The organism is Sphingopyxis sp. GW821-FHT02C12, assembly GCF_059421785.1.
In genome coordinates, this window is the sequence record NZ_JBWKVQ010000001.1 from 2,332,657 (window position 1) to 2,358,528 (window position 25,872).

The 25,872-nt window shown below is 64.5% G+C and carries 24 protein-coding genes; 16 read left to right on the forward strand and 8 right to left on the reverse strand.

Features of this window, described 5'->3' with window-relative positions:
• On the reverse strand, nucleotides 1-381 hold the full coding sequence (locus AC07U1_RS11220) for a DoxX family protein (protein ID WP_056346596.1): 381 nt from the start codon (nucleotides 379-381) through the stop codon (nucleotides 1-3).
• A gap of 316 nt (nucleotides 382-697) precedes the next feature.
• Between AC07U1_RS11220 and AC07U1_RS11225 the strand changes: the two genes are divergently transcribed.
• The 9 genes from AC07U1_RS11225 (at nucleotide 698) to AC07U1_RS11265 (ending at nucleotide 9,048) form a co-directional block, all read left to right on the forward strand.
• Nucleotides 698-1,153 (forward strand): carboxymuconolactone decarboxylase family protein, encoded by a 456-nt coding sequence (locus AC07U1_RS11225; protein WP_495176467.1) that lies wholly within the window; start codon nucleotides 698-700, stop codon nucleotides 1,151-1,153.
• A complete protein-coding gene (locus AC07U1_RS11230) occupies nucleotides 1,153-2,028 on the forward strand; it encodes a sigma-70 family RNA polymerase sigma factor (protein ID WP_495176466.1) in 876 nt (291 codons plus the stop codon). The genes AC07U1_RS11225 and AC07U1_RS11230 overlap by 1 nt, the downstream gene beginning before the upstream one ends.
• Before the next feature lie 42 nt (nucleotides 2,029-2,070).
• Complete coding sequence (gene ybeY, locus AC07U1_RS11235) at nucleotides 2,071-2,577, forward strand: rRNA maturation RNase YbeY (protein ID WP_495176465.1); 507 nt, start codon at nucleotides 2,071-2,073, stop codon at nucleotides 2,575-2,577.
• Nucleotides 2,578-2,596: 19 nt separating this feature from the next.
• Nucleotides 2,597-3,535 carry a hemolysin family protein gene (locus AC07U1_RS11240; RefSeq protein ID WP_056346603.1) on the forward strand — a complete coding sequence of 313 codons (939 nt, stop codon included), beginning with the start codon at nucleotides 2,597-2,599 and terminating at the stop codon, nucleotides 3,533-3,535.
• Between the two features lie 38 nt (nucleotides 3,536-3,573).
• Complete coding sequence (locus AC07U1_RS11245; protein WP_495176464.1) at nucleotides 3,574-4,728, forward strand: glycosyltransferase family 4 protein; 1,155 nt, start codon at nucleotides 3,574-3,576, stop codon at nucleotides 4,726-4,728.
• A gap of 39 nt (nucleotides 4,729-4,767) precedes the next feature.
• Nucleotides 4,768-6,054, forward strand: a complete 1,287-nt coding sequence (locus tag AC07U1_RS11250) for a replication-associated recombination protein A (protein WP_495177459.1) — start codon at nucleotides 4,768-4,770, stop codon at nucleotides 6,052-6,054.
• A 471-nt stretch (nucleotides 6,055-6,525) separates the two neighbouring features.
• Entirely contained in the window at nucleotides 6,526-7,281 is a 756-nt protein-coding gene (locus AC07U1_RS11255; RefSeq protein WP_495176463.1) for a hypothetical protein, read from the forward strand.
• Between the two features lie 14 nt (nucleotides 7,282-7,295).
• The gene (locus AC07U1_RS11260; protein ID WP_495176462.1) at nucleotides 7,296-7,649 is read left to right on the forward strand and encodes an MmcQ/YjbR family DNA-binding protein; all 354 of its coding nucleotides are present in this window, start codon (nucleotides 7,296-7,298) and stop codon (nucleotides 7,647-7,649) included.
• Nucleotide 7,650: 1 nt separating this feature from the next.
• Complete coding sequence (locus tag AC07U1_RS11265; RefSeq protein ID WP_495176461.1) at nucleotides 7,651-9,048, forward strand: serine hydrolase domain-containing protein; 1,398 nt, start codon at nucleotides 7,651-7,653, stop codon at nucleotides 9,046-9,048.
• Here AC07U1_RS11265 and AC07U1_RS11270 read toward each other — a convergent pair.
• Nucleotides 9,045-9,455, reverse strand: coding sequence for a GFA family protein (locus AC07U1_RS11270; RefSeq protein ID WP_187141828.1), 411 nt, complete (start codon nucleotides 9,453-9,455; stop codon nucleotides 9,045-9,047). The genes AC07U1_RS11265 and AC07U1_RS11270 overlap by 4 nt on opposite strands.
• Before the next feature lie 200 nt (nucleotides 9,456-9,655).
• On the opposite strand from AC07U1_RS11270, the gene AC07U1_RS11275 reads away from it, so the two are divergent.
• Genes AC07U1_RS11275 through AC07U1_RS11285 form a run of 3 tightly spaced genes read left to right on the forward strand, consistent with a single transcriptional unit; the run spans nucleotide 9,656 to nucleotide 13,481 of the window.
• Complete coding sequence (locus AC07U1_RS11275; RefSeq protein ID WP_495176460.1) at nucleotides 9,656-11,311, forward strand: glycosyltransferase family protein; 1,656 nt, start codon at nucleotides 9,656-9,658, stop codon at nucleotides 11,309-11,311.
• Nucleotides 11,308-12,534 (forward strand): glycosyltransferase family 4 protein, encoded by a 1,227-nt coding sequence (locus tag AC07U1_RS11280; RefSeq protein ID WP_495197699.1) that lies wholly within the window; start codon nucleotides 11,308-11,310, stop codon nucleotides 12,532-12,534. The genes AC07U1_RS11275 and AC07U1_RS11280 overlap by 4 nt, the downstream gene beginning before the upstream one ends.
• Nucleotides 12,531-13,481, forward strand: coding sequence for a lysylphosphatidylglycerol synthase domain-containing protein (locus AC07U1_RS11285; protein ID WP_056346623.1), 951 nt, complete (start codon nucleotides 12,531-12,533; stop codon nucleotides 13,479-13,481). Before AC07U1_RS11280 ends, AC07U1_RS11285 begins: the two co-directional genes overlap by 4 nt.
• Nucleotides 13,482-13,490: 9 nt before the next feature.
• Here the strand turns inward: AC07U1_RS11285 and AC07U1_RS11290 are convergent, their stop codons facing one another.
• From AC07U1_RS11290 to AC07U1_RS11305, 4 genes are all read right to left on the reverse strand, one after another.
• Nucleotides 13,491-14,480: a glycosyltransferase family 2 protein gene (locus AC07U1_RS11290; RefSeq protein ID WP_492740584.1), complete on the reverse strand. Its 990-nt coding sequence runs from the start codon at nucleotides 14,478-14,480 to the stop codon at nucleotides 13,491-13,493.
• 145 nt (nucleotides 14,481-14,625) lie between these two features.
• Entirely contained in the window at nucleotides 14,626-16,920 is a 2,295-nt protein-coding gene (gene ptsP / locus AC07U1_RS11295) for a phosphoenolpyruvate--protein phosphotransferase (protein WP_495176458.1), read from the reverse strand.
• A gap of 69 nt (nucleotides 16,921-16,989) precedes the next feature.
• Nucleotides 16,990-17,766 carry a hypothetical protein gene (locus AC07U1_RS11300; RefSeq protein ID WP_495176457.1) on the reverse strand — a complete coding sequence of 259 codons (777 nt, stop codon included), beginning with the start codon at nucleotides 17,764-17,766 and terminating at the stop codon, nucleotides 16,990-16,992.
• Nucleotides 17,767-17,798: 32 nt separating this feature from the next.
• Nucleotides 17,799-18,803 (reverse strand): NAD(P)H-dependent flavin oxidoreductase, encoded by a 1,005-nt coding sequence (locus AC07U1_RS11305; protein ID WP_187140226.1) that lies wholly within the window; start codon nucleotides 18,801-18,803, stop codon nucleotides 17,799-17,801.
• Nucleotides 18,804-19,003: 200 nt separating this feature from the next.
• Between AC07U1_RS11305 and AC07U1_RS11310 the strand changes: the two genes are divergently transcribed.
• Both AC07U1_RS11310 and AC07U1_RS11315 read left to right on the forward strand, forming a co-directional pair.
• Nucleotides 19,004-19,174: a YezD family protein gene (locus AC07U1_RS11310; protein WP_082544952.1), complete on the forward strand. Its 171-nt coding sequence runs from the start codon at nucleotides 19,004-19,006 to the stop codon at nucleotides 19,172-19,174.
• Between the two features lie 107 nt (nucleotides 19,175-19,281).
• Entirely contained in the window at nucleotides 19,282-21,807 is a 2,526-nt protein-coding gene (locus AC07U1_RS11315; RefSeq protein ID WP_495176456.1) for a TonB-dependent receptor, read from the forward strand.
• 73 nt (nucleotides 21,808-21,880) lie between these two features.
• Here the strand turns inward: AC07U1_RS11315 and AC07U1_RS11320 are convergent, their stop codons facing one another.
• Complete coding sequence (locus AC07U1_RS11320) at nucleotides 21,881-22,021, reverse strand: hypothetical protein (RefSeq protein ID WP_187140228.1); 141 nt, start codon at nucleotides 22,019-22,021, stop codon at nucleotides 21,881-21,883.
• A 365-nt stretch (nucleotides 22,022-22,386) separates the two neighbouring features.
• Here AC07U1_RS11320 and katG point away from each other — a divergent pair, with 365 nt between their 5' ends.
• Nucleotides 22,387-24,579, forward strand: a complete 2,193-nt coding sequence (gene katG, locus AC07U1_RS11325) for a catalase/peroxidase HPI (RefSeq protein WP_495176455.1) — start codon at nucleotides 22,387-22,389, stop codon at nucleotides 24,577-24,579.
• A 101-nt stretch (nucleotides 24,580-24,680) separates the two neighbouring features.
• Here katG and AC07U1_RS11330 read toward each other — a convergent pair whose 3' ends face one another.
• A complete protein-coding gene (locus AC07U1_RS11330) occupies nucleotides 24,681-25,106 on the reverse strand; it encodes a hypothetical protein (RefSeq protein ID WP_495176454.1) in 426 nt (141 codons plus the stop codon).
• Between the two features lie 132 nt (nucleotides 25,107-25,238).
• Between AC07U1_RS11330 and AC07U1_RS11335 the strand changes: the two genes are divergently transcribed.
• A complete protein-coding gene (locus AC07U1_RS11335) occupies nucleotides 25,239-25,706 on the forward strand; it encodes a hypothetical protein (RefSeq protein WP_495176453.1) in 468 nt (155 codons plus the stop codon).
• The last annotated feature ends 166 nt before the right edge of the window (nucleotides 25,707-25,872 follow it).

Here is a 25,872-nt window from a genome sequence, read left to right on the forward strand (position 1 = left end):
CTATTTCTTCATCGCCCCGTCAGCGCTCCAGATGCCCGCACCGCGCGCCGCGATGAACAGGAACAGGAAGCAGTAGAGCACGATGGTCTCGCCGCCGTTGGCGATCGGGAAGGGGCCTTGCGTGCCATGCGCGACCCAGTAACCGACCGCCGACATGCCGCTCGCGATGAAGGCGGCGGGACGGGTGAGCACGCCGATGACGATCAGGGTGCCCGCGACCAACTCGATCGCGCCCGCCGCGGTCAGCATCGGGTTGAGCGGCATCGGGAAAGGCGCCGGGAAGTTCAGGAATTTCTGCACGCCATGCGCCAGGAACAACAGGCCCGCGACGATGCGCAGCAGCGCATAGGCCTGTTCGGTGAAGCCATCGAGAAATTTCATGGTCGCGTACCCCTCGCTTGTTGAATGAGGGGCGGATGCTAGTTCAGCTTTCGCTTCCGTCAAAGCGCCATTCTCGCAACCCAGCGTTTCCGATCCTCCCCGTCGCGCAGCGATGGGGAGGGGGACCGTTCGCGAAGCGAATGGTGGAGGGGCCAGCGACCTTGGCGTCATCGCCCCTCCGTCAGCGCTTCGCGCTGCCACCTCCCCATGGCTTCGCGACAGGGAGGATTATGATGCCGCAAATTTTTCGTGCCCCATGTCACATCCGCCGATCCTGTCTCGTCATGTCCGTACAACCCACACAAGGAGACCGACGATGACCAAGGTAACCGACCTCTATGCCGCCGCTCCGCAGTTGATGAAGCAGTGGACGGCCTTTTCGATGGTCGCGCAGAACAGCCTCGAGCCGAGCCTGATCGAACTGGTGAAGATCCGTTCGTCGATCCTCAACGGCTGCGCCAACTGCATCAACATGCACACGGTCGAAGCGCGCGCCAAGGGCGAGACCGAGCAGCGCATCTACCTGCTATCGGCCTGGCACGAAGCTCCCGTTTATACGCCCCGCGAACGCGCGGCGCTCGCCTGGACCGACGCCTTGACCACGGTCGCGCAGGGGCACACACAGAAGGCGGTCAAGGATGAACTCGAAGCGCATTTCACGCCGGAGGAACAGGTGAAGCTGACCCTGATGATCAATGTCATCAACGGCTGGAACCGCATCGCGGTCGGCTTCGACCTCTGGTACGACATGCCCGCGGCGAAGGCGGCCTGATGCCCGCCGGGGGCATCCATGACGCCGGCGATGCGGCGGACGCGGCGGCCGGTTTCGACCCGCTGCGCCCGCTCCTCACCCGCGTCGCCTATCGCATGCTCGGCTCGGTCGCCGATGCCGAGGATGTGGTGCAGGATGCCTTCCTCCGCTGGCTCGGCACCGACCGCAGCGAAGTGCGCGAACCCGCCGCCTTCCTGCGGCGCACCGTCACCCGCCTCTGCCTCGACCAGATCAAGTCGGCGAAGAACCGGCGCGAGACCTATATCGGCCCCTGGCTTCCCGACCCGCTGGTCGAAGAAGAGGAAGAGGACGACGTCACCCTGCCGCTGATGCTCGCGCTCGAACGGCTGTCGCCGCTCGAACGCGCCGCCTTCCTGCTCCACGATGTTTTCGGAGTGGGGTTCGACGAAGTCGCGAAGACGATCGACCGCGATCCCGCTGCGACGCGCCAGCTCGCGGCCCGCGCCCGCACCCATGTCCGCGACGCCCGCCCGCGCTACAAGCTGGAAAAGGAGCAGGGGCTCGAAATCGCCAACGCCTTTTTCGCCGCCTCGCGCAGCGGCGACATGGGGGCATTGGGCGCTCTGCTCGCCGCCGATGTCGGCATGTGGGCCGACGGCGGCGGCAAGCGCCCCGCCGCGATGGGGCCGGTTCTGGGCCATGATATCGTGATGAAGCTGCACCGCAGCCTCGCGGTGCTGTTCGGAAAATATGGCTCGACCCTGGTCCACACCGGCACGATCAACGGCCTGCCGGGTTTCGTGACGCGCGAGGCCGATGGCGAGTTCCAGACCACCGCGCTGGAGATCGAGGATGGCAAGGTCACCGCCATCTATGTGATGCGCAACCCCGACAAATTGCGGCACATGCATTAGGGCTGTGCAACGACCGCGCTTGCCGATAGTTGCGGCTTTCAAATGCTGACCGTCGAAACCCATGCCGCCACGCCCTGGCCCGACACGCTCGATTGGGAGGCGCGCGCCGCCGACGCCGTTGCCGCCGCGCTCGCGCTCACGCCGCATGCCGGCCTTGCCGACGCCGCACCGCTCGTCGAAGTCGCGGTGCGCCTCACCGACGATGCCGAGGTACACCAGCTCAACCGCGATTTTCGCGGCAAGGACAAGCCGACCAACGTGCTGTCCTTTCCGCAGGTGCAGGACGACCTGCTCGAAAGCCTGGCGAACAGCGACGACGGCGAAATCCTGCTGGGCGACATCGTGCTGGCGCGCGAAACCTGCGCCCGCGAGGCCGAAGAGAAGGGGATTTCGCTGGAGGATCATGCGACGCATCTGATCGTCCACGGCGCGCTCCACCTCGTCGGTTACGACCATATGGACGATGCCAGCGCCGGCGCGATGGAGGCGCTCGAAGTGAAAGCGCTTGCATCGCTGGGCCTCGCCAATCCATATGCGGATGAGATTTAGCAGGGAAACACGACACATCATGCCCGACGACCAGGGGTCTTCGAACCGATCGGAAGAGGACAGTAGTAGACCCGGCCTGTTGGCCGGACTGAAGACATTGCTGTTCGGCGGCGACAAGGAGCCGTCGCTGCGCGAGCAGATCGAAGAGGTCATCGACGAGGCCGAGGAAGAAGGGCAGGAACGGCGCGGCAGCAGCGTCGTCGGCGACCTTTCGCCGATCGAGCGCAAGATGCTCCGCAATCTCCTGCATTTCGGCGAGCAGACTGTCGATGACGTCGCGGTGCCGCGCGGCGAGATCATCGCGATCGACGAAAGCGCCAGCTTTGAAGCGGTCGTCGCGCTGTTCGCCGAGGCCGGGCACAGCCGCCTGCCGGTCTACCGCGAAAATCTCGACGAGGTCGTCGGCATGATCCACATCAAGGACGTCTTCGCGGTGCTGGCGGAAAAGCGCGCGCCGCCGCCCTTGCTCGACCTGATCCGCCAGCCGCTGTACGTGCCGCAATCGATGGGCGTGCTCGACCTGCTCGCCGACATGCGCGCCCAGCGCACCCATCTTGCCATCGTGATCGACGAATATTCGGGCACCGAAGGTCTTGTCACCATCGAGGACCTGGTCGAGGAAATCGTCGGCGAGATCGAAGACGAGCATGACGACGAGCCGGTGCTGCTGTTCACGCCGGGCGAAAACGGCTGCTGGGACGCCGATGCGCGCGCCGAACTCGACGATATCGGCGAAGCGATCGACCCGCGCCTCGCCGAGATCGAGGAAGATGTCGATACGCTGGGCGGCCTTTCGGCGGTGCTCGCGGGGCATGTGCCCGAGGTCGGCGAAATCCTTGTCCATCCGAGCGGCTGGCGGATCGAGGTGACCGAGGCCGACGAACGTCGCGTCCATCGCCTGCGCTTGCATCCGCCGGTCGTGGTCGAACTCGAGGCGCCGTCGGAGACCGGCGACTAAGATTGCCTTTGCCTGCCGAGACGATTAGCGGAGGCGGGATGGAAATTTCCGATCTCCGCATCGCGCTGTTCAGCGGCAATTACAACATGACCGTCGATGGCGCCAACAAGGCGCTCAACCGGCTCGTCGGCTATCTGCTCAGCCAGGGCGCGGCGGTGCGCGTCTATTCGCCGACCGTCGCCAATCCCGATTTCGAGCCGACCGGCGACCTGGTCAGCGTGCCGTCGATGGCGATCCCGAACCGCCCCGAATATCGGATCCCGCTCCATTTTTCGGGCCGCGTGCGCGAGGATCTCGCCGCATTCGCCCCGAACATCATGCATATTTCCAGCCCCGACCGCGTCTGCCGTCAGGCCGCGGCCTGGGCGCGCCGCCGCCGCCTGCCGGTCGCCTGTTCGGTGCACACCCGCTTCGAAACCTATTTCCGCTATTACAACCTCTCGTTCATCGAACCGGTGATCGTCGCCTGGCTGCGCAAGCTCTACCGCAAATGCGATGCGCTGATCGCGCCGTCCGAAAGCTTCGCGCAGGTGCTGCGCGAGCAACGGATGAATTACGACATCGGCATCTGGACCCGCGGGGTCGAGCGCGACGTGTTCAATCCCGGGCGGCGCGACAACAGCTGGCGGCAAAGCTGGGGCATCGCCGACGATGTCCCCGTCGTCGCCTTCCTCGGCCGGCTGGTGATGGAAAAGGGGCTCGACGTCTTCGCCGACGCGATCGACCAGCTCAACCGCCGCAAGGTGCGGCACGAGGTGGTGGTGATCGGCGAGGGCCCCGCCGGCGACTGGTTCGAATCGCGGCTGCCCGACGCCAAATTCGTCGGGTTTCAGGGCGGTCAGGACCTCGCCCGCGCGCTCGCCTCGTGCGATGTCTTCTTCAATCCCTCGGTCACCGAAACCTTCGGCAATGTCACGCTCGAGGCGATGGCCTGCGGCCTGCCGGTGGTGGCCGCGCGCGCGACGGGCAGCGCGAGCATCGTCAAGCATGGCGTGACGGGCTATCTCGTATCGCCGGGGCTGATCACCGGCTTCGCCGACCATCTCCAGCATTATTGCCAGGATATCGACCTGCGCGCCCGGCACGGCGCGGCGGCACTCGCCGAGAGCCATCACTATCAATGGGACGCGATCAACCAGACGGTCGCCGACACCTATATCCGGCTGATCCGGCAGAAACAGCGGCGGGGATAGGCGGCGGTGGCCGACGACCTGTTCGGTGACGATGCGCCGATGCGCGCCGCCGGCGGCTCGCCCGGCGCGGCACCGCTCGCCGAACGGCTGCGTCCCAGGATCTTGTCCGAGGTCGTCGGGCAGGAACATCTGACCGGGTCCGACGGCGCGATCGGGCGGATGGTCGCCGCGGGGCAATTGTCGTCGATCATCCTGTGGGGTCCCCCGGGCACCGGCAAGACGACGATCGCGCGGCTGCTGGCGGAAGCGGTCGGCATGCGGTTCGCGCCGCTGTCGGCGGTCTTCTCGGGCGTCGCCGACCTCAAGAAGGTCTTCGCCGATGCCGAAAAGATGGCGGCGGCGGGCAAGCGCACCCTGCTTTTCGTGGACGAAATCCATCGCTTCAACCGCGCCCAGCAGGACGGTTTCCTGCCCTATGTCGAGCGCGGCACGGTGGTGCTCGTCGGCGCGACGACCGAGAACCCCAGCTTCGCCCTGAACGCCGCGCTGCTCAGCCGCGCGCAGGTGCTCGTGCTCCATCGGCTCGACCAGGCGGCGATGGCGACCCTGTTGACCCGCGCCGAGGAAGAAGTGGGCAAACCGCTGCCGCTGACCGAGGCGGCGCGCGAGGCGCTGACCGCCAGCGCCGACGGCGACGGCCGTTTCCTGCTCAACCAGGTCGAGACATTGTTCGCGGCGGGCATCGCCGAGCCGCTCGACCCGGCGGCGCTCGCGCAGCTGCTCCACCGCCGCATGCCGGTTTACGACAAGGACCGCGACGGCCATTACAATCTGATCAGCGCGCTCCACAAGGCGCTGCGCGGATCGGACCCGCAGGCGGCGCTTTATTATATGGCGCGCATGCTCGTCGCGGGCGAGGAGCCGCTCTATGTGCTGCGCCGCCTCGTGCGCTTCGCGAGCGAGGATGTGGGCCTCGCCGACCCGCAGGCGCTGGTGCAATGCCTCGCGGCGAAGGACGCGTACCAGTTTCTCGGCTCGCCCGAAGGCGAACTGGCGATCGTGCAGGCGTGCCTCTATCTTGCCACCGCGCCCAAATCGAACGCGGCCTATGCCGCGCAGAAAGCCGCCTTCGCCTCGGCGCGCGACACCGGCAGCCTCGCGCCGCCCGCGAACATCCTCAACGCCCCGACCAAGCTGATGAAGGACTTGGGGTACGGCGCGGGTTATGAATATGACCATGATGCCGAGGGCGGCTTTTCGGGCGCCGACTATTGGCCCGGGGAGATGGGGCCGCAGACCTATTACCGGCCGACTGATCGCGGTTTCGAAAAGCGCATCGCAGAACGTCTGGCTTGGTGGGACGAGCAGCGCAAGGCGAGGGGGTAGCGGGCAGCCTTGAGGTGGGGCGCCGACGTGGCGGTCCTTCCCCTCGTCATCCCGGACTTGATCCGGGATCCGCCTTTTTCTTCAAGACAAGGCGGGCCCCGGGTCAAGCCCGGGGTGACGGATGTGGACTCCGTGAGCGTCGCATTTTGCCCGAAACCCGCTCAACGGCTCGCCTGCCTCAGAAAAGGCTTTCCTAAAAAACCTCGCCATGATCTACCCTGCCGGATGACCGCGTCGCTTGTCTTGCAAAGCTTCCCTCCGACGTCCGGCCCCAATTCCCGGCTTAAAGCGACAAAGGAGACATTTTGGACGCGCGCGTCCGTATCCTTTGTCTCCTTAAGGCCCGAACGCCATCAAGGGCCTGCGCATTCTCTCCGGCGCCTGCCGGACAATTGTCGATATCTTGCCTCGACGGCCGCTTCGTCTTAGCTCTCTCTCATTGGGTCGCACCATGCTCGGGAACATCCTCCTATGTCACTGATCCTCGCGCTCGCGGCTCTCACGACCCCCGCCATCTCCTGCCCCGGCGGCAGCATCGAAACCGAATGTTCGCGCGCCGATGTCGCGAAGACGATTTCGCTCGCGCCCGACCGCGTGGCGAAGATCGCCGACACCTGCCTGTTCGATTATGGCGGTCGCTGCGGCGTCGAGGCGAGCGGGCGGATCGAGGTGCCCGAACGCGGCGGCACCTTGTTGTGGCAGAAATTGTCGCTCGCCCCGCGCGATGGTCCGGGCGCGTGGATGGTCGTACTGATCGCGCGCGATGCGGCGGGCAAGACGGCGCTTGCGGGCTTCGCCGAAAGCTCTGGCTCGATCGGTACTCCCGATCTCGTGTCGAGCAATGGCGAGCGGAGCCTCGTCCATGTCACCGGGACGCTGGCGGGCAGCGGCGGCGGCAACGCCGATGCGCTGTTCGCGGGGGAGGGCGCGGCGGCGACCTGGCACCAGATCGATATCGGCGGCTGGTACGACGAAGGCGGCAAGTTGCTCCCCAAGGGCTATTGGCTGCGCGGCCCCGCCGACTTCCGCTTCGACGAGATGTTCGCGATCGTCCCGGTTGCGCGCGACGGCGACGGCAATTGCTGTCCGCGCGGCGGGCAGGCGCTGTTCGACTATTCGATTGTCGGCGATCGGCTGGTTGTCGATGGCATGCGGTTCCAGCCGATGCAGCCGGTCGGGGACGCGGTGGAGCAGGTCGTGGTGCGCCCCAAGCCGCCAAGATACTGAGAGGCGGAGCCGACATGACACCGAAGTTCGACAGCTGGGCCGATGTCGTCGCCTTTGCCTGCGCGCTCCCCGATGTCGAAATGCTGCCTTTCTATGGTACGCCCTGTCCCAAGCTCAACGGCAAGGCGCTTGCCTCGCCGGGGCGCGAGGCCGGCAGCTTCGCGGTCATGTGCAAACCCGACGAAAAGGAAATCCTGCTTGAAACCGACCCCGACACCTTCTGGCAGACCCCGCACTACGAAGGCTGGCACGCACTGCTCGTCCGCTTCGGGGCGGACGACCCCGAACGTGTCGCCGATGTCCTCCGCCGCGCCTGGTGGGACCGCGCCAAGAAGCCGCAGCGGCAGGCCTTTGGCGCGCGGCCCTGAGATGGTGCGGCGATTTGGGCTTGGCCTGCTCCTTGCGGCGACCGCGATCCCGGCGCACGCTGCGGAACCCAATGCGGAGATCAACCGCGCCTGGGCGGCGGGTTATCGTGCCGGGGCCACTTGTTCGGCGCTGTGGAATGGCGCGGGTAAGGCGCTCGCCGATATAGAGCGCGACGAACTCACCAATATCTATCCCGAGATCGAACCCGATATGCGCCTGCAAAAGGCCGATGTCGACGACAGGGCCAAGCGCGTCAGCGTGCGCTACCGCGGCGACATGCCGCCGCGCATCGCCGAATGGGACGGCGAACAGGGCTGTGTGACCTTGCCGATCGGCGCCGCGCCGCGCGAGCGGAGCGATTATCGTCCCGGCCGGCCGAACCTCGACGACCAGCCATGGCCGCTCGGCGATCGCGACGCGCTGGCACCACGGCCGCGCAACGCGACACCTTATGAGTTGGCGACGATGGATATGGAGCGCTTCGGCGGGCGCACCAGTTCGCTACTTGTCGTCAAGGATGGCAAGATCGCGATCGAACGCTATCAGCAAGGGCACGGCCTCCACACCGCGCAGCGCACCTTCTCGGTCGCCAAGTCGATGGCGGCGACACTCATCGGCCATGGCGTGCTGAACGGCGACATCGACGTGACCCTGCCCGCGATGATCGCCGACTGGCAGACGCCGGGCGATCCGCGCGCCGCGATCACCACCGAGCAATTGATGCGCATGGCGAGCGGGCTGACCAGCGACACCGCAGGCAACCGCAGCGACGCCATTTACATGGGCGGCGCGTCGGTGCGGCAGTGGACGGTGCAATGGCCGCTGCTCAACCCGCCGGGCAGCGTCTATCGCTATGCCAACAACGACACGTTGCTCGCGGTCCAGTCGCTCAAGGCCGCGCAGCAGAAGGCCGAAGACGAAAAGAACAAACGCTCGGCGGTGATCCGCCGCGACCTGCACCTCGACCCTGCCGCATTCTTCGACCGGCTCGGCATGACGCGCACCTTCGCCGAGCATGACAAGGACGGCGATTATATCCTGTCGAGCCAGGTATCGACCACCGCGCGCGATCTCGCGCGGCTCGGCCTGCTCTACCAGAATGACGGGATGTGGGCCGGCAAGCGGGTTTTGCCCGAAAATTGGCGCCGCTTCGTCACGACGCCGAGCGGACCGCAGCGGACCGGCGACTTCGGCTATGGTGCCGGCTTCTGGCTCTTCAACAAGTCCGACGGCATTCCCGCCGACGCCTTCGGCGCGTTCGGCAATCGCGGCCAATATATGGTCGTCATTCCTTCGCGCGGGCTGGTGATCGTGCGCCAGGGGTATGATGACGGCAAGGTGCGGCTCGACATCGCCGCGCTGGTCCGAGCGATCGTCGAGGCTGACGGCAGGCGCTAGCCCGGATAGCGCTCGAAGGTCGGCAGATCGCCGAGCGTTTCCATCCAGCCGATGCGCTCGGCGGTCTGGATCTGCACCTGTGCGGGGATCAGGTCGGGGTCGTCGAGCGTTGCGGACTGGACGTCGATCTGGCCCGGGAACACCGCGTCGCTGGTGTAGAAAAGGCCGGTGCCGCAATCGCCGCAGAAATGGCGACGGCCATGGTCGGATGAGGCATAGATTTTCGGCGTGCCGGTGACTTCCAGCTCGTCCTGCCCGACAAGCGCCCAGCCGACGAGCGGCGCGCCGGCGTGGCGGCGGCAGTCCTGGCAGTTGCACAGCGCGTGGTGGACGACGGTGGTCGGCATCGAATAGCGGATGGCGCCGCAATGGCATTGGCCGGTGGCGCGGGTGGGGGTCTCGCTCATCTGTCTCTCCTGTCGAATCGATATACAGAACATAACGGAAACATTTTTGGAGTCCAGTTGCGGCACCCATGTCGTGGTTAACAGCAAATTAGGAATTTCTATGCTGTTGTCGGCGAATGGGGACAATCGAACGAGCAGACGCGGAAAGGGGCGTGCCGGACTCGGCGAGGGCGGCCGTCTTTCATCGAGCAGGCCGTCCTTTGGCGCTGCTCCTCGCCTATGCCCTGCTGCTCTGTGCGTTCTATTCGGGTGACGCGAATCTCAGCCTGTTCTATCTGCACCGACAGGATCTGCCGCTGCTTCTGACGGGTCTCGGTCTGCTCGCGATCTGCTGCTGGCGGGTGGCGCCGCGTTCTGCGGCGTGGACTGCGGACTGGCGGCTGGCCTTGCTGATCGGAACCGGATTGGCGCTGATTTCCTGGGCGGGCCACAGCTGGATTCTCTCCGGCTATGACCTGAGCCGCGACGAACAGATGGCGTCGTTCGACGCGGCGGTGTTCGCCAACGGATCGCTGGCCGCGCCATTGCCGGGCATGTGGCGCGACCACGCGCCCGCGTTGAACACGATGTTCATGTATGCTGCCGATCCCCGGGCCGCGTGGGTGTCGGATTATCTGCCGCTGAACGCTGCGCTTCGCGCCTTGGTCGGCCTCGTCGTTGCGCCCGCGATAACCGGACCGCTGATGACGCTGCTCGGGGCTCTGGCCTTGTGGGGCTGCGCGCGGCGCATCTGGCCGGACAGCCGTGAGACCGCAGTTGTCGCGTTGCTGCTCTACGCGGGTTCGGCGCAAGTCGTCGTCACCGGCATGACGGCTTATGCGATGCCAGCGCATCTTGCATTGAATCTCTGCTGGCTGTGGCTCTTTCTCCGTCGCCGCCGATGGGCGGATATGGCGGCGCTGGCGGTCGGCTTTGCGGCGGTCGGACTGCACCAGCCGATCATGCATCCGATGTTCGCGGCGCCGGTACTTTTCCTCCTCCTGCTGGAAAAGGACTGGCGCCGCGCCGCGCTCTATTTCGTCGGCTATGCCGCAATCGGGCTTTTCTGGCTGTGGTGGCCTCACTGGATTTCGACGCTGGTACAGGTCGACGGTGCGATGCAACAGGTGCGCGATTCCGGTTATGCGGTGCGGTTGATGAATGCGCTGGCGGCGGGCGACGGGATGCGAATGGCGAATATGATCGCCAATCTAGCCCGCTTTGCCGCTTGGAATCATCTGCTGCTGATCCCGTTGCTGATTGCTGGCTTTCTGGTCGCGCGCCGAGATCGGTTGGCGGGAGCACTGGCGGGGGGGCTGATCCTGACGCTTGTCACCATGACCGTCATCCTTCCTTATCAGGGCCATGGTTTTGGATATCGCTATCTTCACGGCCAGATCGGCAATTGCATCCTGCTCGCCGTTTTCGGGTGGCAGGCGATTGGCGCGGAGACAGGCCGATGGCGCACGCTGCTGCGCCGCACAACCTGCGCCGGCGCGCTGATTCTGTTGCCGTTGCAATTATGGTTCGCGCATGGCTTCTATGCGCCGGCCGCCGCCGCATCGGCGCGTATCGACCGCAGTGGAACGGATTATGCGGTGATTGGGGAGTCAGATGTGCCGTTTTCTGCGGATTTGGTGATCAATCCTCCCCGTCTGGACGGGCGCCCGATACGCCTGTTGCGTGGTGGCCTGAATCCGGAACTCGTAGGGATGCTCTGCGCGCGTGGGTCCACGGTCGCGATGGTCGAACCGACGCTTTTGAAGCAGGTCGTGGACTATTATGGTTTCGGAAAACTGCCGGATGCAGAGGAGGCGAGCAGGGACGCGGCGGCGCGACTGCGTGTTGCCGGCTGCACGGTGACGCATCTGCGATGACCGGGGCGCCTTCCCTGGATTCGCGGCTTGCCCGCGATCCTTCGCCCGGGGATGAGCGGGCCGTCGGCGTGGTCGGCGGTCGGCGGATCGCGCTCGTCAGTGCCTATTATCCCGCACATGGAGGTGGTATGGAACTCGCCTGCGCCGAACTCGCGGACGCTTTGCGGCGCGCAGGTATGCGTGTCGAGTGGCTTGCGCAAGCAGAGGGCGTGGTTCCGGAGCGGCCGGGCATCGACCATATACCCTTGGCCGGGACCGACTTCATCTACGCGCTCAGCGGCGTTCCCGCGCCGCTGCCGATGCCATGGACGCTGCCGACGATCGCGCGCGCGGTCCGGCGCGCTGACGTCGTCATCATCGCGGAGGCCAATTTCGCGCTCAGCGTGGTCGCGTTTGTCGTGGCGAAATGGCATCGAAAGCCGATTTTCCTGGTCCAGCACGTGGGCGAACCATCGACGGTGTCGAAAATGGCCCGGGCCGTCATGCGAGCGGGCGAAGCACTGGCGGTGCGCCCGATGGTGCGCACCGCGGAGGCTGTGGTCTACGTCAGCCCCGTCGTCGCGCGGCATTTCGACGGAGTCCGTACGCGCCCTGAGAGCGAGACTATCGGTCATGGTCTCGACCTCGGCCTATTTCGTCCTTCGGCTGGCGCGGACGAACGGGACGCCGATCGCGCGGCGTTGACACCCGGGCAAAATGGCAAGATTGCCGCCGTCGTCGGGCGCCTGACTGAAAGCAAGGGCATTATGGTGGTCGCGGAGATGGCCCGGCGGCGTCCGGACTGGACCTTTGCCATTGCGGGGACCGGCCCGGTCGACCCGGCCCGATGGGAACTGGGCAATGTAAGGATATTGGGGCAACTCGACCGGGCAGAGGTGGCGCGGCTTTACCGAGCGAGCGACACGCTGGTTCTTCCCAGCCCCTCGGAAAGCTTCTCGCTCGTGGTGCGCGAAGCGCTGGCATCGGGCTGTGGCGTCCTTTGCTCCGAACAGATATTGGAAACCGATGCTGGACTTGCACCTTTCATCGTGACCGAAGAGGTCGATTTGCGCGATGTGGCGGGCACGGCTCAGCATTTCGCCGCTGCGCTAGACCGGACGCCGACCGCGTCGGCGGATGAGGCGCGCGCCTATGTTGCGCGGCAATGCTCCCCGGATTTTTTGTTCAGTCGCTATCTGCGACTGATCGAAAGGCTGGCGGGCAATTGCGGACATCGTGCATGACGCGACGCACCCGCTTTATCCTCATCATTTCTTCCATCGCCTTGGCTGGGCTTGCGATGGCGCTGTGGGTGCGGAGCTTCGGTGTGTCGGGCGCCGAGTTTCAGACGCTTTTTGATCATCTCATTCTATGGCCCGTCGTGCCGCTCCTTGCTCTGGTGGTCGGCCATGTCGCCTTGTCGTCGTGGCGCTGGTCGCTGATAGAAGAGGTGCTTTCCGGTGTTCGCCCGCGGTTCGGCCCGGCCTTCGCAACAGGTGCCTTCGCGCAGGGACTGGGAACGTTCCTGCCGTCTCCGCTCGTCAACGTCGCCTGTCGCGGACTCGCAAATCGCCTTAGCGGGACGAGTGGTCTTCGGGGCGCACTGTCGGGTGGCATCGATCAGGTCGCCGATTTCGCGGTGGTGCTGCTGCTGGCGATACCGGCCATCGCGGCGTTCGTTCACCGTGATATCCTGATATATCTATGGGGCTGCGCGTTGATGGTGCCGCTCGGACTGGGCATGATATTCTTGTTGCCGACCGCGATCAGGTGGTTTCGTCCGCCGGCTTTTCTGCGCCGCGTGCATGACGCCGCGTCACGGTTCGACCGAGTGACCCTGTGCAAACTCTATGGCATTTCGCTTGCGCGGTTCATCAGTCTCACGCTTATGAATATCGCCGTTCACGCTGCAATCGGTACCGTGACGATTGCGGCCATTCTTGTAGGTGTGCCACTGGTGGCGTTGGCGACGTCCGTCGCGATGCTCCCTGGCGCCTTTGGCATTTCCGAATGGAGTTTCTCGGTCATTTTCGCGGGTTTCTCGATCGGAGCGGCCGATATTGTCCTGTTCGTGCTCGCCAACCGCATCCTGCTGACCGGTACATCGCTGGCGGTTGCCGCAGCGACGCTGTCGATCAAGGCGTCCGGCTGGCTCGTCGGACCGTCGCGCCGGCAGCGTCCCGATCGCTGAGCGTTTTGTTCAACCCTGGTTTTTCAGACGCGCCTCGATGCCTGGCAGTTCAAGATACCGAAGCAGCTTCGCTTCTTTGCGGCCGCGCGTCACCGTGTCGAGGATCAGGCCGCAGAACAGGCTGAGGAAGCCGAGGATCATCGTCCCCGTTGCAAGGATCGCGGTGGGCAGGCGCGGCACGGTGCCGCTACGCATATATTCCGCGATCACCGGATAACCGAATATCAGCGAGGCCGTCATCATCGCCAGCGCCACGATACCGAACAGGAAGAATGGCCGCTCCTGTTTGAGCAGGGTGACGATCGTCCACAGGATGCGGAAGCCGTCGGACACCGTCTGCAGCTTGCTTTCGGATCCCTCGATGCGATCCTTGAACCGCGTTGGCATCTCGGCGACCGGCATCGCCAGTTGCAGCGCGTGGATCGTCAGTTCGGTCTCGATCTCGAAACCCTGCGACATCAGGGGAAAGGACTTCACGAACCGCCGCGAAAAAATGCGGTAACCGCTGAGCATATCGCTGAAGCCGCCGCCGAACATGGTGCGGACGAGCGAGGTCAGCATCCAGTTGCCGAAGCGGTGCGCCGGACGATAGGCCGTGCCGCTGGTATCGACACGGGTGCCGACGACCATGTCGAGCCCATTGTCGACCAGTTCGGCGACAAGCGACGACACCGCCGACGCGTCATAGGTCTCGTCGGCGTCGCACATGATATAGATGTCGGCGTCGATGTCCGCGAACATGCGACGGACGACAAAGCCCTTTCCCTGGCGCTTTTCCGAGCGGACGACGGCCCCGGCGCTCTGCGCCACCGCGACGGAATCGTCGCGGCTGTTGTTGTCATAGACGTAGATGGTCGCATCGGGCAGCGCGGCGCGGAATCTCTCGATCACCGTTCGCAGCACCAGTCCCTCATTGTAACAGGGAAGCAGTACTGCGACCCGTATCGCCTCGTCGTTCCCGGGAACGTCGTTCGCCGCATCGAACTGGCCCACGCGCATGAACATATGCCGGAAAATCCCTGTCTAGCCCCACCGAATTCCTTTCCGGGAGCTAGACACAATTGGTTAACAAGCCCTTAGAAGAAAGCCGGAAGGTTGGATTTTTGGCGCCGTGGCGGGCGGGCGCGCCGCCGCCTCGCGGATGTCAGTCGCCCAGATCGACCTGATGCGCCTTGGCCCAATCGGCATATTGGGCGCGGGGCGTCGATGTCGGCTGGGCGAGGATCGCAGGGATGTCGCGGCGCAGTGCGGCAAGATCGAGCGAGCGGATCATCGCCTTAACCGGGCCGACGCCAGCCGGGGTGATCGACAGCCGCTCGATCCCGATGCCGAGCAGCGCCATAGCTTCAAGCGGGCGTCCGCCCATCTCGCCGCAGACGCCGAGGGTGACCTTCGAGCCCGCGACGGTCTTCACCACGCGCGACAGGAAACGCATCACGATCGGCGACAGCCAGTCATAGCGCTCGGCGAGGCGCGGGTGAGCGCGGTCGGCGGCGAACAGGAACTGCGTCAGATCGTTGGTGCCGATCGACAGGAAGTCGAGGTGCGGCAGCATCAGGTCAAGCGTCTCGGCGAGCCCCGGCACCTCGAGCATCGCGCCATAGCGGATCGCCACGGGCAATTTCTTGTTGTGCTTGGCGAGCCAGGCGCGCTGGCCGACGAACAGCGCCCGCGCCGCTTCATATTCCCATGGCTCGGACACCATCGGGAACATGACGTTGAGCGTCCGCCCCGCCGCCGCTTCCATCAGCGCGCGCGCCTGGACCTTGAGCAGGCCTTCGCGTTCAAGCGCGAGGCGCAGCGCGCGCCAGCCCATCGCCGGATTTTCCTCGAGCACCGTGTCGGTGTTCATATAGGGCAGCGCCTTGTCGCCGCCGATGTCGACGGTGCGAAAGATCACCGGCCGGTCGCCCGCCGCGTCGAGCACGTCGCGATAGAGGCGCTGCTGACGCTCGCGCTGCGGCATCGTCGCCGACACCAGGAACTGGAATTCGGTACGGAACAGCCCGATACCGCGCGCCCCGGTCAGGTCGAGCGCCGCAATATCCTCGCGTAGCCCCGCGTTGATCATCAGTTCGATCGACACGCCGTCCTTGGTCACCGCCGGCAGGTCGCGCAGCGCCGCAAGATTGGCGCGGCGCTTCTGCGAAACCTCCAGCTTGGCGTCGAAAGCGTCGTCTGTCGACGGGCTGGGACGGACGTGTACCGTCCCATCGGCCGCGTCGAGCAACAGCATGTCGCCGTCGCGGATGACGGTGCGGACATCGCGCACGCGCCCAATGACCGGCACCCCCATCGCGCGCGCGACGATGATGACATGCGCGGTAAGCGATCCTTCCTCAAGGACGACGCCTTTCAGACGGCGGCGATCATATTCGAGCAGTTCGGCAGGGCCGAGGTTGCGCGCGATCAGGATCGAATCCTGCCGCAACCCCATCTGCGCCGCCGTGCCGAGCTGGCCCGAAACGATCCGTATCAGCCGATTGGAGAGGTCCTCCAGGTCGTGCATCCGGTCGCGCAGCAGCGGATCGTCGATCTGGCGCATCCGCATGCGGGTGCGTTGCTGGACGCGCTCGATCGCCGCCTCGGCGGTCAGGCCGCTGTCGATCGCTTCGTTGATCCGCCGCGACCAGCCCTCGTCATAGGCGAACATCTTGTACATCTCGAGCACTTCGTCATGCTCGCCGCCGACGCCGAATTCGGCTTGGCTCGCCATGCGGTCGATCTGTTCGCGCATCTTGTCGAAGGCCGCGTAAACTCTGTGGCGTTCGGCTTCGGTATCCTCGGCGACGGTATGCTCGATGACGACGCGCGGCTGGTGGAACACCGCGACGCCGCGGCCCATGCCATCGACGAGTTTCTGGCCGGTCAGCCGCTGGCTCGACTGGTCGGCCTCGGCAGCGTCGATCCGTGCGGTGGTGTCGACCAGGTCAGCGTTGGCGATCAGTTCGGACAGCACCATCGCGACGGTCTGCAGCGTCTCGATCTCGATATCGTCATAGCGGCGCGGGTCGCTGTGCTGGACGCAGAGCACCCCGACCGCACGCTCGCGGCGGATGATCGGCACCCCGGCAAAGCTATGGAACAATTCTTCGCCGGTTTCGGGGCGATAGGAGAAATCGGGATGCGCCGCCGCTTCGTCGAGGTTGAGCGTCTCGATCTGTTCGGCGATCGTGCCGACCAGACCTTCGCCAAGACCGAGGCGCGTGACATGCACCGCCTCCTGCTTCAATCCGCGCGTCGCATAAAGTTCGAGCGCGCCCTCGCGCAGCAGATAAATCGAGCAGACCTCGCTATCGAGGCATTCGCCGATGATACCGACGACCTGGTTGAGCTTGCCCTGCGCGTGGGTGCGCGCGGCCATCACCTCGTGCAGCCGCGTCAGGATCGTGCGCGCCGACTGGGCGGCTGTCGAGGGCGGGGGCGGGGCGTTTGTCATGTCCCGACGGTGCTAACAGATGCCGTGCCTCGACGCCAAGGGCGTGCGTGAATATTTACTGTTCGCCGCCTAGTTGCCCGGATTGGTCCCGGGCGTCGTCGGACTATAAGCGGCGCCCGGCGCGGTCGTCGTCGTCGGGCCATAGATCACGCTCGGGTTTGTCGTCAGCGGGGCCGGTGCGCTCATGATCGGCGGCGGGGGCGCATATTTGGCGTCCCATTCCATGACGTCGAGCTGGTATTTCGCATAGGCTTCATAGAAATCGACGAAGGGCTGGTCGAGCCGCGCAAGATGGGCTGGTGCCTGCGCGACGACGTCGGCGGGGGGTGTCGTCGACACGATCTGCGCGACCTCGTTGGCGCGCGCGCAGAAGGCGCGCTGGGCAGGCGGCTGCGCGAAATAGTTGAACAACTGGGTCGACAGGCGATCACGCTCCTTGATGCCGTTCGTCTTGTTCGCCTTGCCGAGGTCGGTGATGACGGTCTTTTCAGTCGCCTTGATCGCTTTGCCATGCGACTTGATGATATTGTTGTAGGCTGAAACCAGAGTGGCTTCCTCCAGCCCGCGGCAGCCGATCGCGGCGACGTTCAGCGCGATCTTCATCTGCCAGAAGGCGCGGTCGCCGGTGACGTTGCTGTTCGCGGTCACGAAGCGTCCGTCGATCGCGCGACCGGGCAGGATCTGGGTCAGCGAGGCGTTGCCGGGCGGCAGCGGGCGCGGCGGTACGATGATCACGACCGGCGGCGGAGGGGGAGGGGGAGGCGGCGGCGGCGGCGGCGGCGGCTTGGTGCAGCCCGCGATGCTCGCAAGCAGTCCGACGACGATAATCTTCCGCAACAAAGTCATGCTCCACTCCCCAGCCGCCAAATCATGCGGCATCAACCCCGGGCCTGCAAGGCGGCTTCGGCCTGCTGCACCAGCGACGCGATGATTTCCCCCACGGTCTCTTCGCCGGTTACCATACCGACAGATTGCCCTGCCATTAACGAACCGTTTTCGACGTCGCCGTCGATCACCGCGCGGCGCAGCGCGCCAGCCCAATAATGTTCGATCTGCAGTTGTGCCTCCAGCATGTCGACACTGCCGCCGTCGAGCAGATTGGCGACTTCGCGCTGCTTGGCGGTGAATTCCTCGGTGCCAGCATTTTTCAGCGCACGCACCGGGATGACAGGCAGGCGCGGGTCGATCTGGACGCTGGCGACGGCGTCACGCGCCGAAGCGCGGATGAAGGCCTTTTTGAAATTGGGGTGCGCGATGCTTTCGGTCGCGCAGACGAAGCGAGTGCCGAGTTGGACGCCCGAAGCGCCCATCTCCAGATAGCCCGCGATCGCCTCGCCGCGGCCGATGCCGCCGGCGACGAAGATCGGCACCTCGTCCGCGAGCGCGGGCAGGATTTCCTGCGCCAGCACGCTCGTCGACACGGGGCCGATATGTCCACCGGCTTCCATGCCCTCGATCACCAGCGCGTCCACGCCCGAACGGACCAGCTTCTTGCCCATCGCCAGCGTCGGCGCAAAGCAGATCACCTTCGCGCCGGATGCCTTGATCGCCTCGAGGCTGCCCTTGGGCGGCAGGCCGCCGGCGAGCACGACATGGCCGACGCGATGCTTCGCGCAAATGTCGATCAGGTCGAACAATTGCGGGTGCATGGTGATCAGGTTGACGCCGAAAGGCTTGGTCGCGAGCGCCTTGGTCGCTGCGATCTCGGTATCGAGCAATTCGGGCGTCATGGCACCACAGGCGATCACGCCGAAACCGCCGGCATTGCTGATCGCGCTGACCAGGTTTCGCTCCGAAACCCAGCTCATCGCACCGCACAAAATCGCGTATTCGCTGCCCAGAAGGGCGGTTCCGCGCGCCATCAGATCGTTAATTTTTGTCATCGCACACGCCTTTGCCAGCACTGGGAGTCGCGCGCAATCCCTAGCGTCCCGCGCGTGCAAAACGCGCCGATCGGCAAAATTTCGCTTGGGCGTGCGAACCGGGCCTTTCGCCGCAGAAAGCAAATCAATCATTGTCAACTAAATCGATTGGCATATGCTTGTGGACGAATCGACAGGGTGTCGCAGGGAAAGGGAAACAAATGTCCGCTTCAGCAGAAAAGGCTCCGGTCCAGCGCGAGGCTGTGTCGCGTTCCGTCCAGACGGTGCTCGACGCGCTTGAAAAGCTGCGCTTCGGTGCGATCCAACTTACCGTGCATGAAGGCAAGCTGGTGCAGGTCGATATCACCGAGCGCCATCGCTACCCGAACTGATCCATCTCCCAAGGGGGCTAGCCTTTGCCCCATCCTTAAAATGCCGCAGACCGGACCGCCGGATGTGGCAATTTTTCGTGCAACTTCAAAGCAACAGGAAAATTGTCATGACCGCGAAATATCCGTCCGTGCGCGGCCGCTTGTCGGCGAGTGCCATCACCCTATCCTTCGTGCTCGCTTTCGCGGCGCAGCCGGCCACTGCGGCGGAGGGCGCCAAGACTGCCGATGAGGAAGCCGCCACTTCGGCCACCGCCACAGCGCAGGACGATGATGTCAGCCGAGGCGATATCATCATCGTCACCGCCCGCCGCCGTCAGGAAACGGCGCAGGAAGTGCCGGTCGCGATTTCGGTGATCCGCGGTGATTCGATCGAGGCGACCGGCAATTTCAACGTCGTGAAGCTCCAGCAGCTCGCCCCGACGCTGCAGGTCTATACCTCGAACCCGCGCAATACCTCGGTGAATATACGCGGGCTGGGTGTCCCCTTCGGGCTGACCAGCGACGGTTTCGAACAGGGCGTCGGCATCTATGTCGATGACGTCTATAATTCGCGCGTCGCTGCGGCGACCTTCGACTTCCTCGACGTCGATCAGGTCGAAGTTTTGCGCGGGCCGCAAGGATCGCTTTACGGCAAGAACACGACGGCTGGCGCGATCAACATCACGACCAACCAGCCGACCTTCGATTTCGAGGGCCGCGCCGAAGTGACCGTCGGCAATCTCAATTTGCGCCAGGCCAAGGCGGCGGTCTCCGGTCCGCTGTCGGACAAGATCGCGGCGCGTATCGCGATCGCCACCACCAGCCGGCGCGGCACTTTGTTCAACACCCGGACCGACCGCTGGATCAACGAGCAGGACAATCTGGGCCTTCGCGGCCAGCTTCTGTTCCAGCCGAACGAGGATCTCAGCATCACGCTGGCCGGCGACTACAGCAAGCAGGACCCCGAGTGCTGCGGCACCGCCTTTGTTCGCGTGGGGACGACGCAGCGGGCGCTCACCCGCCAGTATGACGCGATCATCGCGCGGCTTCAGGCCGCCAACCCAAACTACAATTACATCGTGCCGAGCCGCAACGTCTATGATCGCCTGACCGACATCGATGCCAGCCTCAACGCCGGCAACAAGATCGGGGGCGCTTCGTTGCGCGTGAAGTGGGATGTCGGTCAAGGCACCTTCACCTCGATCACCGCCTGGCGCTTCTGGGACTGGCTGCCCGAGAACGACCGTGACTTTACCGGCGCTTCGGTCGTCGCGAGGTCGCAGAACCCGTCGCAGCAGGATCAGTATAGCCAGGAATTCCGCTACAATTACGAAGGCGACAAGATCGACTTCGTCGCCGGCCTGTTCGGTTTCAGACAGCGGATCGATACCCAGGGTACCGAGCAGCAGGGGATCGACGCCACGCGCTACAGCCTAGCGCCGTCCACCGATCCGACCAATGTCTATAATCGCCCCGAGGTCCTCAACGGCCTGACCGCCTCCAATACCCAATTTTTGAAGGCCGACAGCGCGGCATTCTATGGGCAGCTCAGCTATAAACTGACGCCGGAACTGACCATCCAGCCGGGCATTCGCGTCAATTACGACAAGAAAGAGGGCTTTTATCAGCGCGTCGTGACCACAGGGGCGGGGCAGGTGATCACCAGTTGCGCCCCGACGGCGACCGCAGGCAATGCCGTGCTGACAGCGCAGTGCGGCGTCTATCAGCCGCAGCTCACCGCGCCGTCGGTGAGCGACTGGAACTTCAGCTACGACCTGAACGTGAATTACAAGGTCGCGCCGGACGTGCTCGCCTATGCGACCTATGCCAAGAGCTTCAAGACGGTCGGCATCAACCAGAACGGCCTGCCGCTCGATACGAACAATCAGCCCGTCCTCAGCGCCAGCACGGTGAAGCCCGAATCGGTCAACCATTTCGAAGTCGGCCTCAAGACCCAGTTCTTTAACCGCCTTGCCACCTTCAACCTCACCGCCTTCCGCACGGAGATCAAGAATTTCCAGGCGACGGTGAACGGCGGCCAGTTCGGCACGGTGCGCGGCTATCTGGCCAATGCGGAGAAGGTGGTTTCGCAGGGGCTTGAAGCGGATTTCAAGATCCGCGCCAGCGACCGCTTCACGGCCTATGCCAACGGCGCCTATACCGACGCCAAATATCAGAAGTTCACCAGCGCGCCGTGCCCGCCCGAACTGTCCGGCGGCACGACCGCCGGTGTCGGCGTGACGCCGGGCGCGGCGGGTGTTCCCGGTGCGCTCAGCCCGCGCCAGTGCGATATCTCGGGCCAGCGCCTGCCGGGCGTGTCGAAATATGCCTTCTCCTACGGCGCCGAAGCCAATGCTCCGGTCACGCTGCTGGCGAAGGAAGGCCAAGTCTATTTCGGCATCGACGGCAATTACCGTTCGCATTGGAATTCGAACGCGTCGCCGTCGATCTACACCAACGTCAAAGGCTATGCGTTGACCAACTTCCGCGCCGGCTTTCGCGGCGACGGCATCGACGTCTTCGCCTGGGTCCGTAACGCCTTCGACGTGAACTATGTCGATCTGTTGCAGGTCGCACCCGGCAACACCGGTCTGATCGCCGGTACGGCCGGCGATCCGCGGACATGGGGCGGGACGATCAAGGTCAGTTTCTGATCCCCACCGCTTTCGGACAAAGGAAAAGGGGCCGCTCCGGCAGGAGCGGCCCCTTTCTCATGCAGCCTGCCCGTCAGCGCTGCTGCTGGTTGTCGCGGTCCTGGTCGGGCCGCTGACCGCCCTGCTGGCGATCCTGGCCGCCCTGCTGTTGCTGCTGCTTGCGACGTTGTTCCTCGTCGCGCTGCTGCTGCTCGTTGGGGTTTTGGTTAGCCACTTGCTCTCTCCTATTTGCCGCGCCGGGGGGTGGGCGTGACCCTCGATCAACCCTCGGGCCGTCCCGCTGTTGCATCCGCCGCGCCGCCTTTCGCCGGGGCGTGGCGGCGGCGCGACCAACGTCATTTCCTTGCCGCAACCCGCGACGCTGTGATCGGTTCGTTCAATGACTGAATTCAGCTTATTCGGTTATGTCGATGGAGGGGTGCCGCCTATCCTTTCCATCCCAAGGCGAAAGGATGACCCCATCGACTCGCGGCCAGCCCCTGTCGAAGCCTGTCCCGCGACCCTCGCGTCGGCGCGTCATGCGCCGGTCATCGCCCGCCGCCACGATCAGCAAACAAAAAACCCCAAAGGAGAGACTGCATGAACGACCAGACCCCCATCGGCAGCGGTTGCCCGGTTCACCAGCCCGGCGGCGTTCGCGCGCTGCTCGGCCGCACCAACAAGGATTGGTGGCCGGATATGCTGGCGACCGAGATCCTTACCCCCAACGGCTCGTCGAATCCGCTCGGCGACGATTTCGACTATTCGAAGGCGTTCGCGTTGCTCGACTATCAGGCGCTGAAGAATGACCTGACCGCGCTGATGACCGACAGCCAGCCCTGGTGGCCGGCGGACTATGGCCATTACGGTCCCTTCTTCATCCGCATGGCCTGGCACGCCGCGGGCACCTATCGCACCGCCGACGGGCGCGGCGGCGCCAACAGCGGGCAGCAGCGTTTCGCGCCGCTCGACAGCTGGCCCGACAACGGCAATCTCGACAAGGCGCGGCGCCTGCTGTGGCCGATCAAGCAGAAATACGGCAACAAGATCAGCTGGGCTGATTTGTTCATCCTGGCCGGCAATGTCGCGATCGAAAGCATGGGCGGCCCGGTCTTCGGTTTCGGCGGCGGCCGAGCCGATGTGTTCGAGCCCGAGCGCGACATCTATTGGGGTTCGGAGGACAAATGGGTCAACGAGGGCGTTCAGACCCGCATCGATCCGGACAAGGGACTGGAAGCGATCGAAGGGCCGCTCGCCGCGATCCAGATGGGCCTGATCTACGTCAATCCCGAAGGGCCGGGCGGCAACCCCGATCCGCTGCTGTCGGCGCGCGACATCAAGGAAACCTTCGAGCGCATGGCGATGGACCATGAGGAAACCGTCGCACTGACCGCGGGCGGCCACACGTTCGGCAAGGCGCATGGCAATGGCGATGCCTCGCTGCTCGGTGCGGCGCCCTCGGGCGGCGATCTGGCGGCGCAGGGCTTCGGCTGGGTCAGCAGCCACGAAAGCGGCGGCCTCGGCGAGCATAGCGTGACCAGCGGCATCGAAGGGTCGTGGGTGAATACCCCGACCGAGTGGTCGGAGAATTATTTCCGCCTGCTGCTCGATTATGATTATGAGCTGGTCCACTCGCCCGCCGGTGCGCAGCAGTGGCAGCCGGTGAACCAGAAGGAAGAGGACAAGGCGCCCGCCGCGTGGGACCCGAACATCAAGGTTCCGACCATGATGACCACCGCCGACATGGCGCTGAAGGTCGACCCCGAATTCCGCGTGATCAGCGAGAAATTCCGTAACGATCATGAAGCGTTCAAGGACGCCTTTGCCCGCGCCTGGTTCAAGCTGACCCATCGCGACATGGGGCCCAAGGTTCGCTACCTCGGGCCCGAAGTGCCCGCCGAAGACCTGATCTGGCAGGATCCGATCCCTGCCGGCGCTGCACCCTCCGACGCCGACGTCAAGGCGGTGAAGGACAAGATCGCGGCCAGCGGCCTGACCGTCAGCGAACTGGTCAAGGCGGCGTGGGCCTCGGCGAGCACCTATCGCAAGTCGGACTTCCGCGGCGGTGCCAATGGCGCGCGCGTACGGCTGGCCCCGCAAAAGGACTGGGAGGTCAACGAACCCGCGATCCTCGGCAAGGTGCTGAGCACGCTCGACGGCCTGCGCGGCAATCTGTCGCTGGCCGACACGATCGTGCTGGGCGGCGTGGTCGGCCTGGAAAAGGCGATCAAGGATGCGGGCTTCGGCGTGACGGTGCCCTTCACCGGCGGCCGCGGCGATGCGAGCGCCGAACAGACCGACGCCGACAGCTTCGCGGTGATGGAACCCGAGGCCGACGCCTTCCGCAATTATCTCGGCAAAAAGAAGCTGGCGGTGAAGACCGAGGAAATGATGCTCGATCGGGCGTCCTTGCTGGGTCTGTCGGTTCCCGAAATGACGGTGCTGGTTGGCGGCCTGCGCGTCCTTGGCGCCAATCACGGCGATCGCGGTCATGGCCATTTCACCAGGCGTTCGGGCCAGTTGACCAACGACTATTTCGTCAACCTGCTCGACATGACCAATGTGTGGAAGGCCGTCGATGGATCGGGCGACGAGGAATATGTCGCGACCGACCGCAAGAGCGGCGGCGAAACCTGGCGCGCCACCCGCGCCGACCTGGTGTTCGGTTCCAACTCCGAACTGCGCGCGGTTGCCGAGGTCTATGCCGAGACCGGCCATGAGGAGAAGTTCGTGAAGGACTTCGTCAAGGCCTGGACCAAGGTGATGAACGCCGACCGTTTCGACCTCGCCTGATCGGTAATAGCGACGGGTCGCAGGAACCCGCCCCCGGGGATATCGACCCGGGGGCGGGTTTTCTTTTGGCTTAAAGCGACAAAGGATACGCATGCACGCGTTCAAAATGTCTCCTTTGTCGTTTTAGCGAAGCCTTCGTCACGCAGTACGGCGTGGACGACCGCCATGTCGGGACCGCCGCTGACGTCGATGGCTCCGCCCTTGAGGACGCGGACGGTGGTGACTCCGTTGAGCGCGCGGTCCATCGCGATGCTGAACTGGTGCGTGCGGCCCATCGATATGGCGCGGTCCCATGCGGCGGCGAAACTTGCCGCCTCTCGTCGTTCGCGGAGCCGATAGGCGGACGCGCGGCCCATTCCGACGGCGCGCGCGGCCTTGCCCACCGAGCCCATCGCTTCGAGCGCGCGGATGAAATTGGCCTGGGTTTCGGGCGTCCAGCCGTCGGCGCGATGGCGCTGCGCGGGAACGGCTGCGAAGGCGAGGCAGGTGCCGGCGAGGAGCGCGGCGGGTGAGTCGGTCTGTTCCATCTGCCAGTTTGGAACATAGTGGGATATTTTAGGAAAGAAGTTTTTTGGGTGGGGGACAGGAGGACTGGTTTGGGGTGGAAAGCGGTCGTTCGATGTATAGGATCATAGCTCAATTTACGCGAGTGAGAGAGCATGTGGACTATCGGCCGGGAGCGAGAAAAATCGCATGCTGCCAAGTTTGTTCGCGAGGAAAGTCAGCAACGGCTCCTTTTCCCCGTTATCGACGCCGTCCATGATATGAAGGATGGAAGCGGGGATATTCAAGATTTTATAGTAACCGCGCGAATCGCGATGATCGAGGGTGGCTCCGGCGTTTGGCAGAATACAGTAAACTGGATGCGCAAAGTGATGCAGGAACACCCCGCAGCGCATGCGCTTTGGGATGAACTTGCAGAACACGAAAGCTGGCGAGTTCGGTGGAAGGTTGCGTGCTGTCTCTACCTAAATATTACAGAGCCTCAATCGGATCGGCTCTTTTCCTCGCTGCGTGCCGACCGGAGCAAGAAAGTGAGAGACTACGCGATAGATCGATACGAAAACCGGCCCGACAGGCATGGCAAGGTCGAGAAGCGTTTCGACGCAGCCAATTTTGGAGCTTGAACGCCAACGTCCGCAATCGGTCGGTACCGGCCATTTCATTCCTCCCTGTCGCGAAGCGATGGGGAGGTGGCAGCGCGAAGCGCTGACGGAGGGGCGATGACACTGACTTTGCTGGCCCCTCCACCATCCGCTTCGCGGACGGTCCCCCTCCCCATCGCTTCGCGAC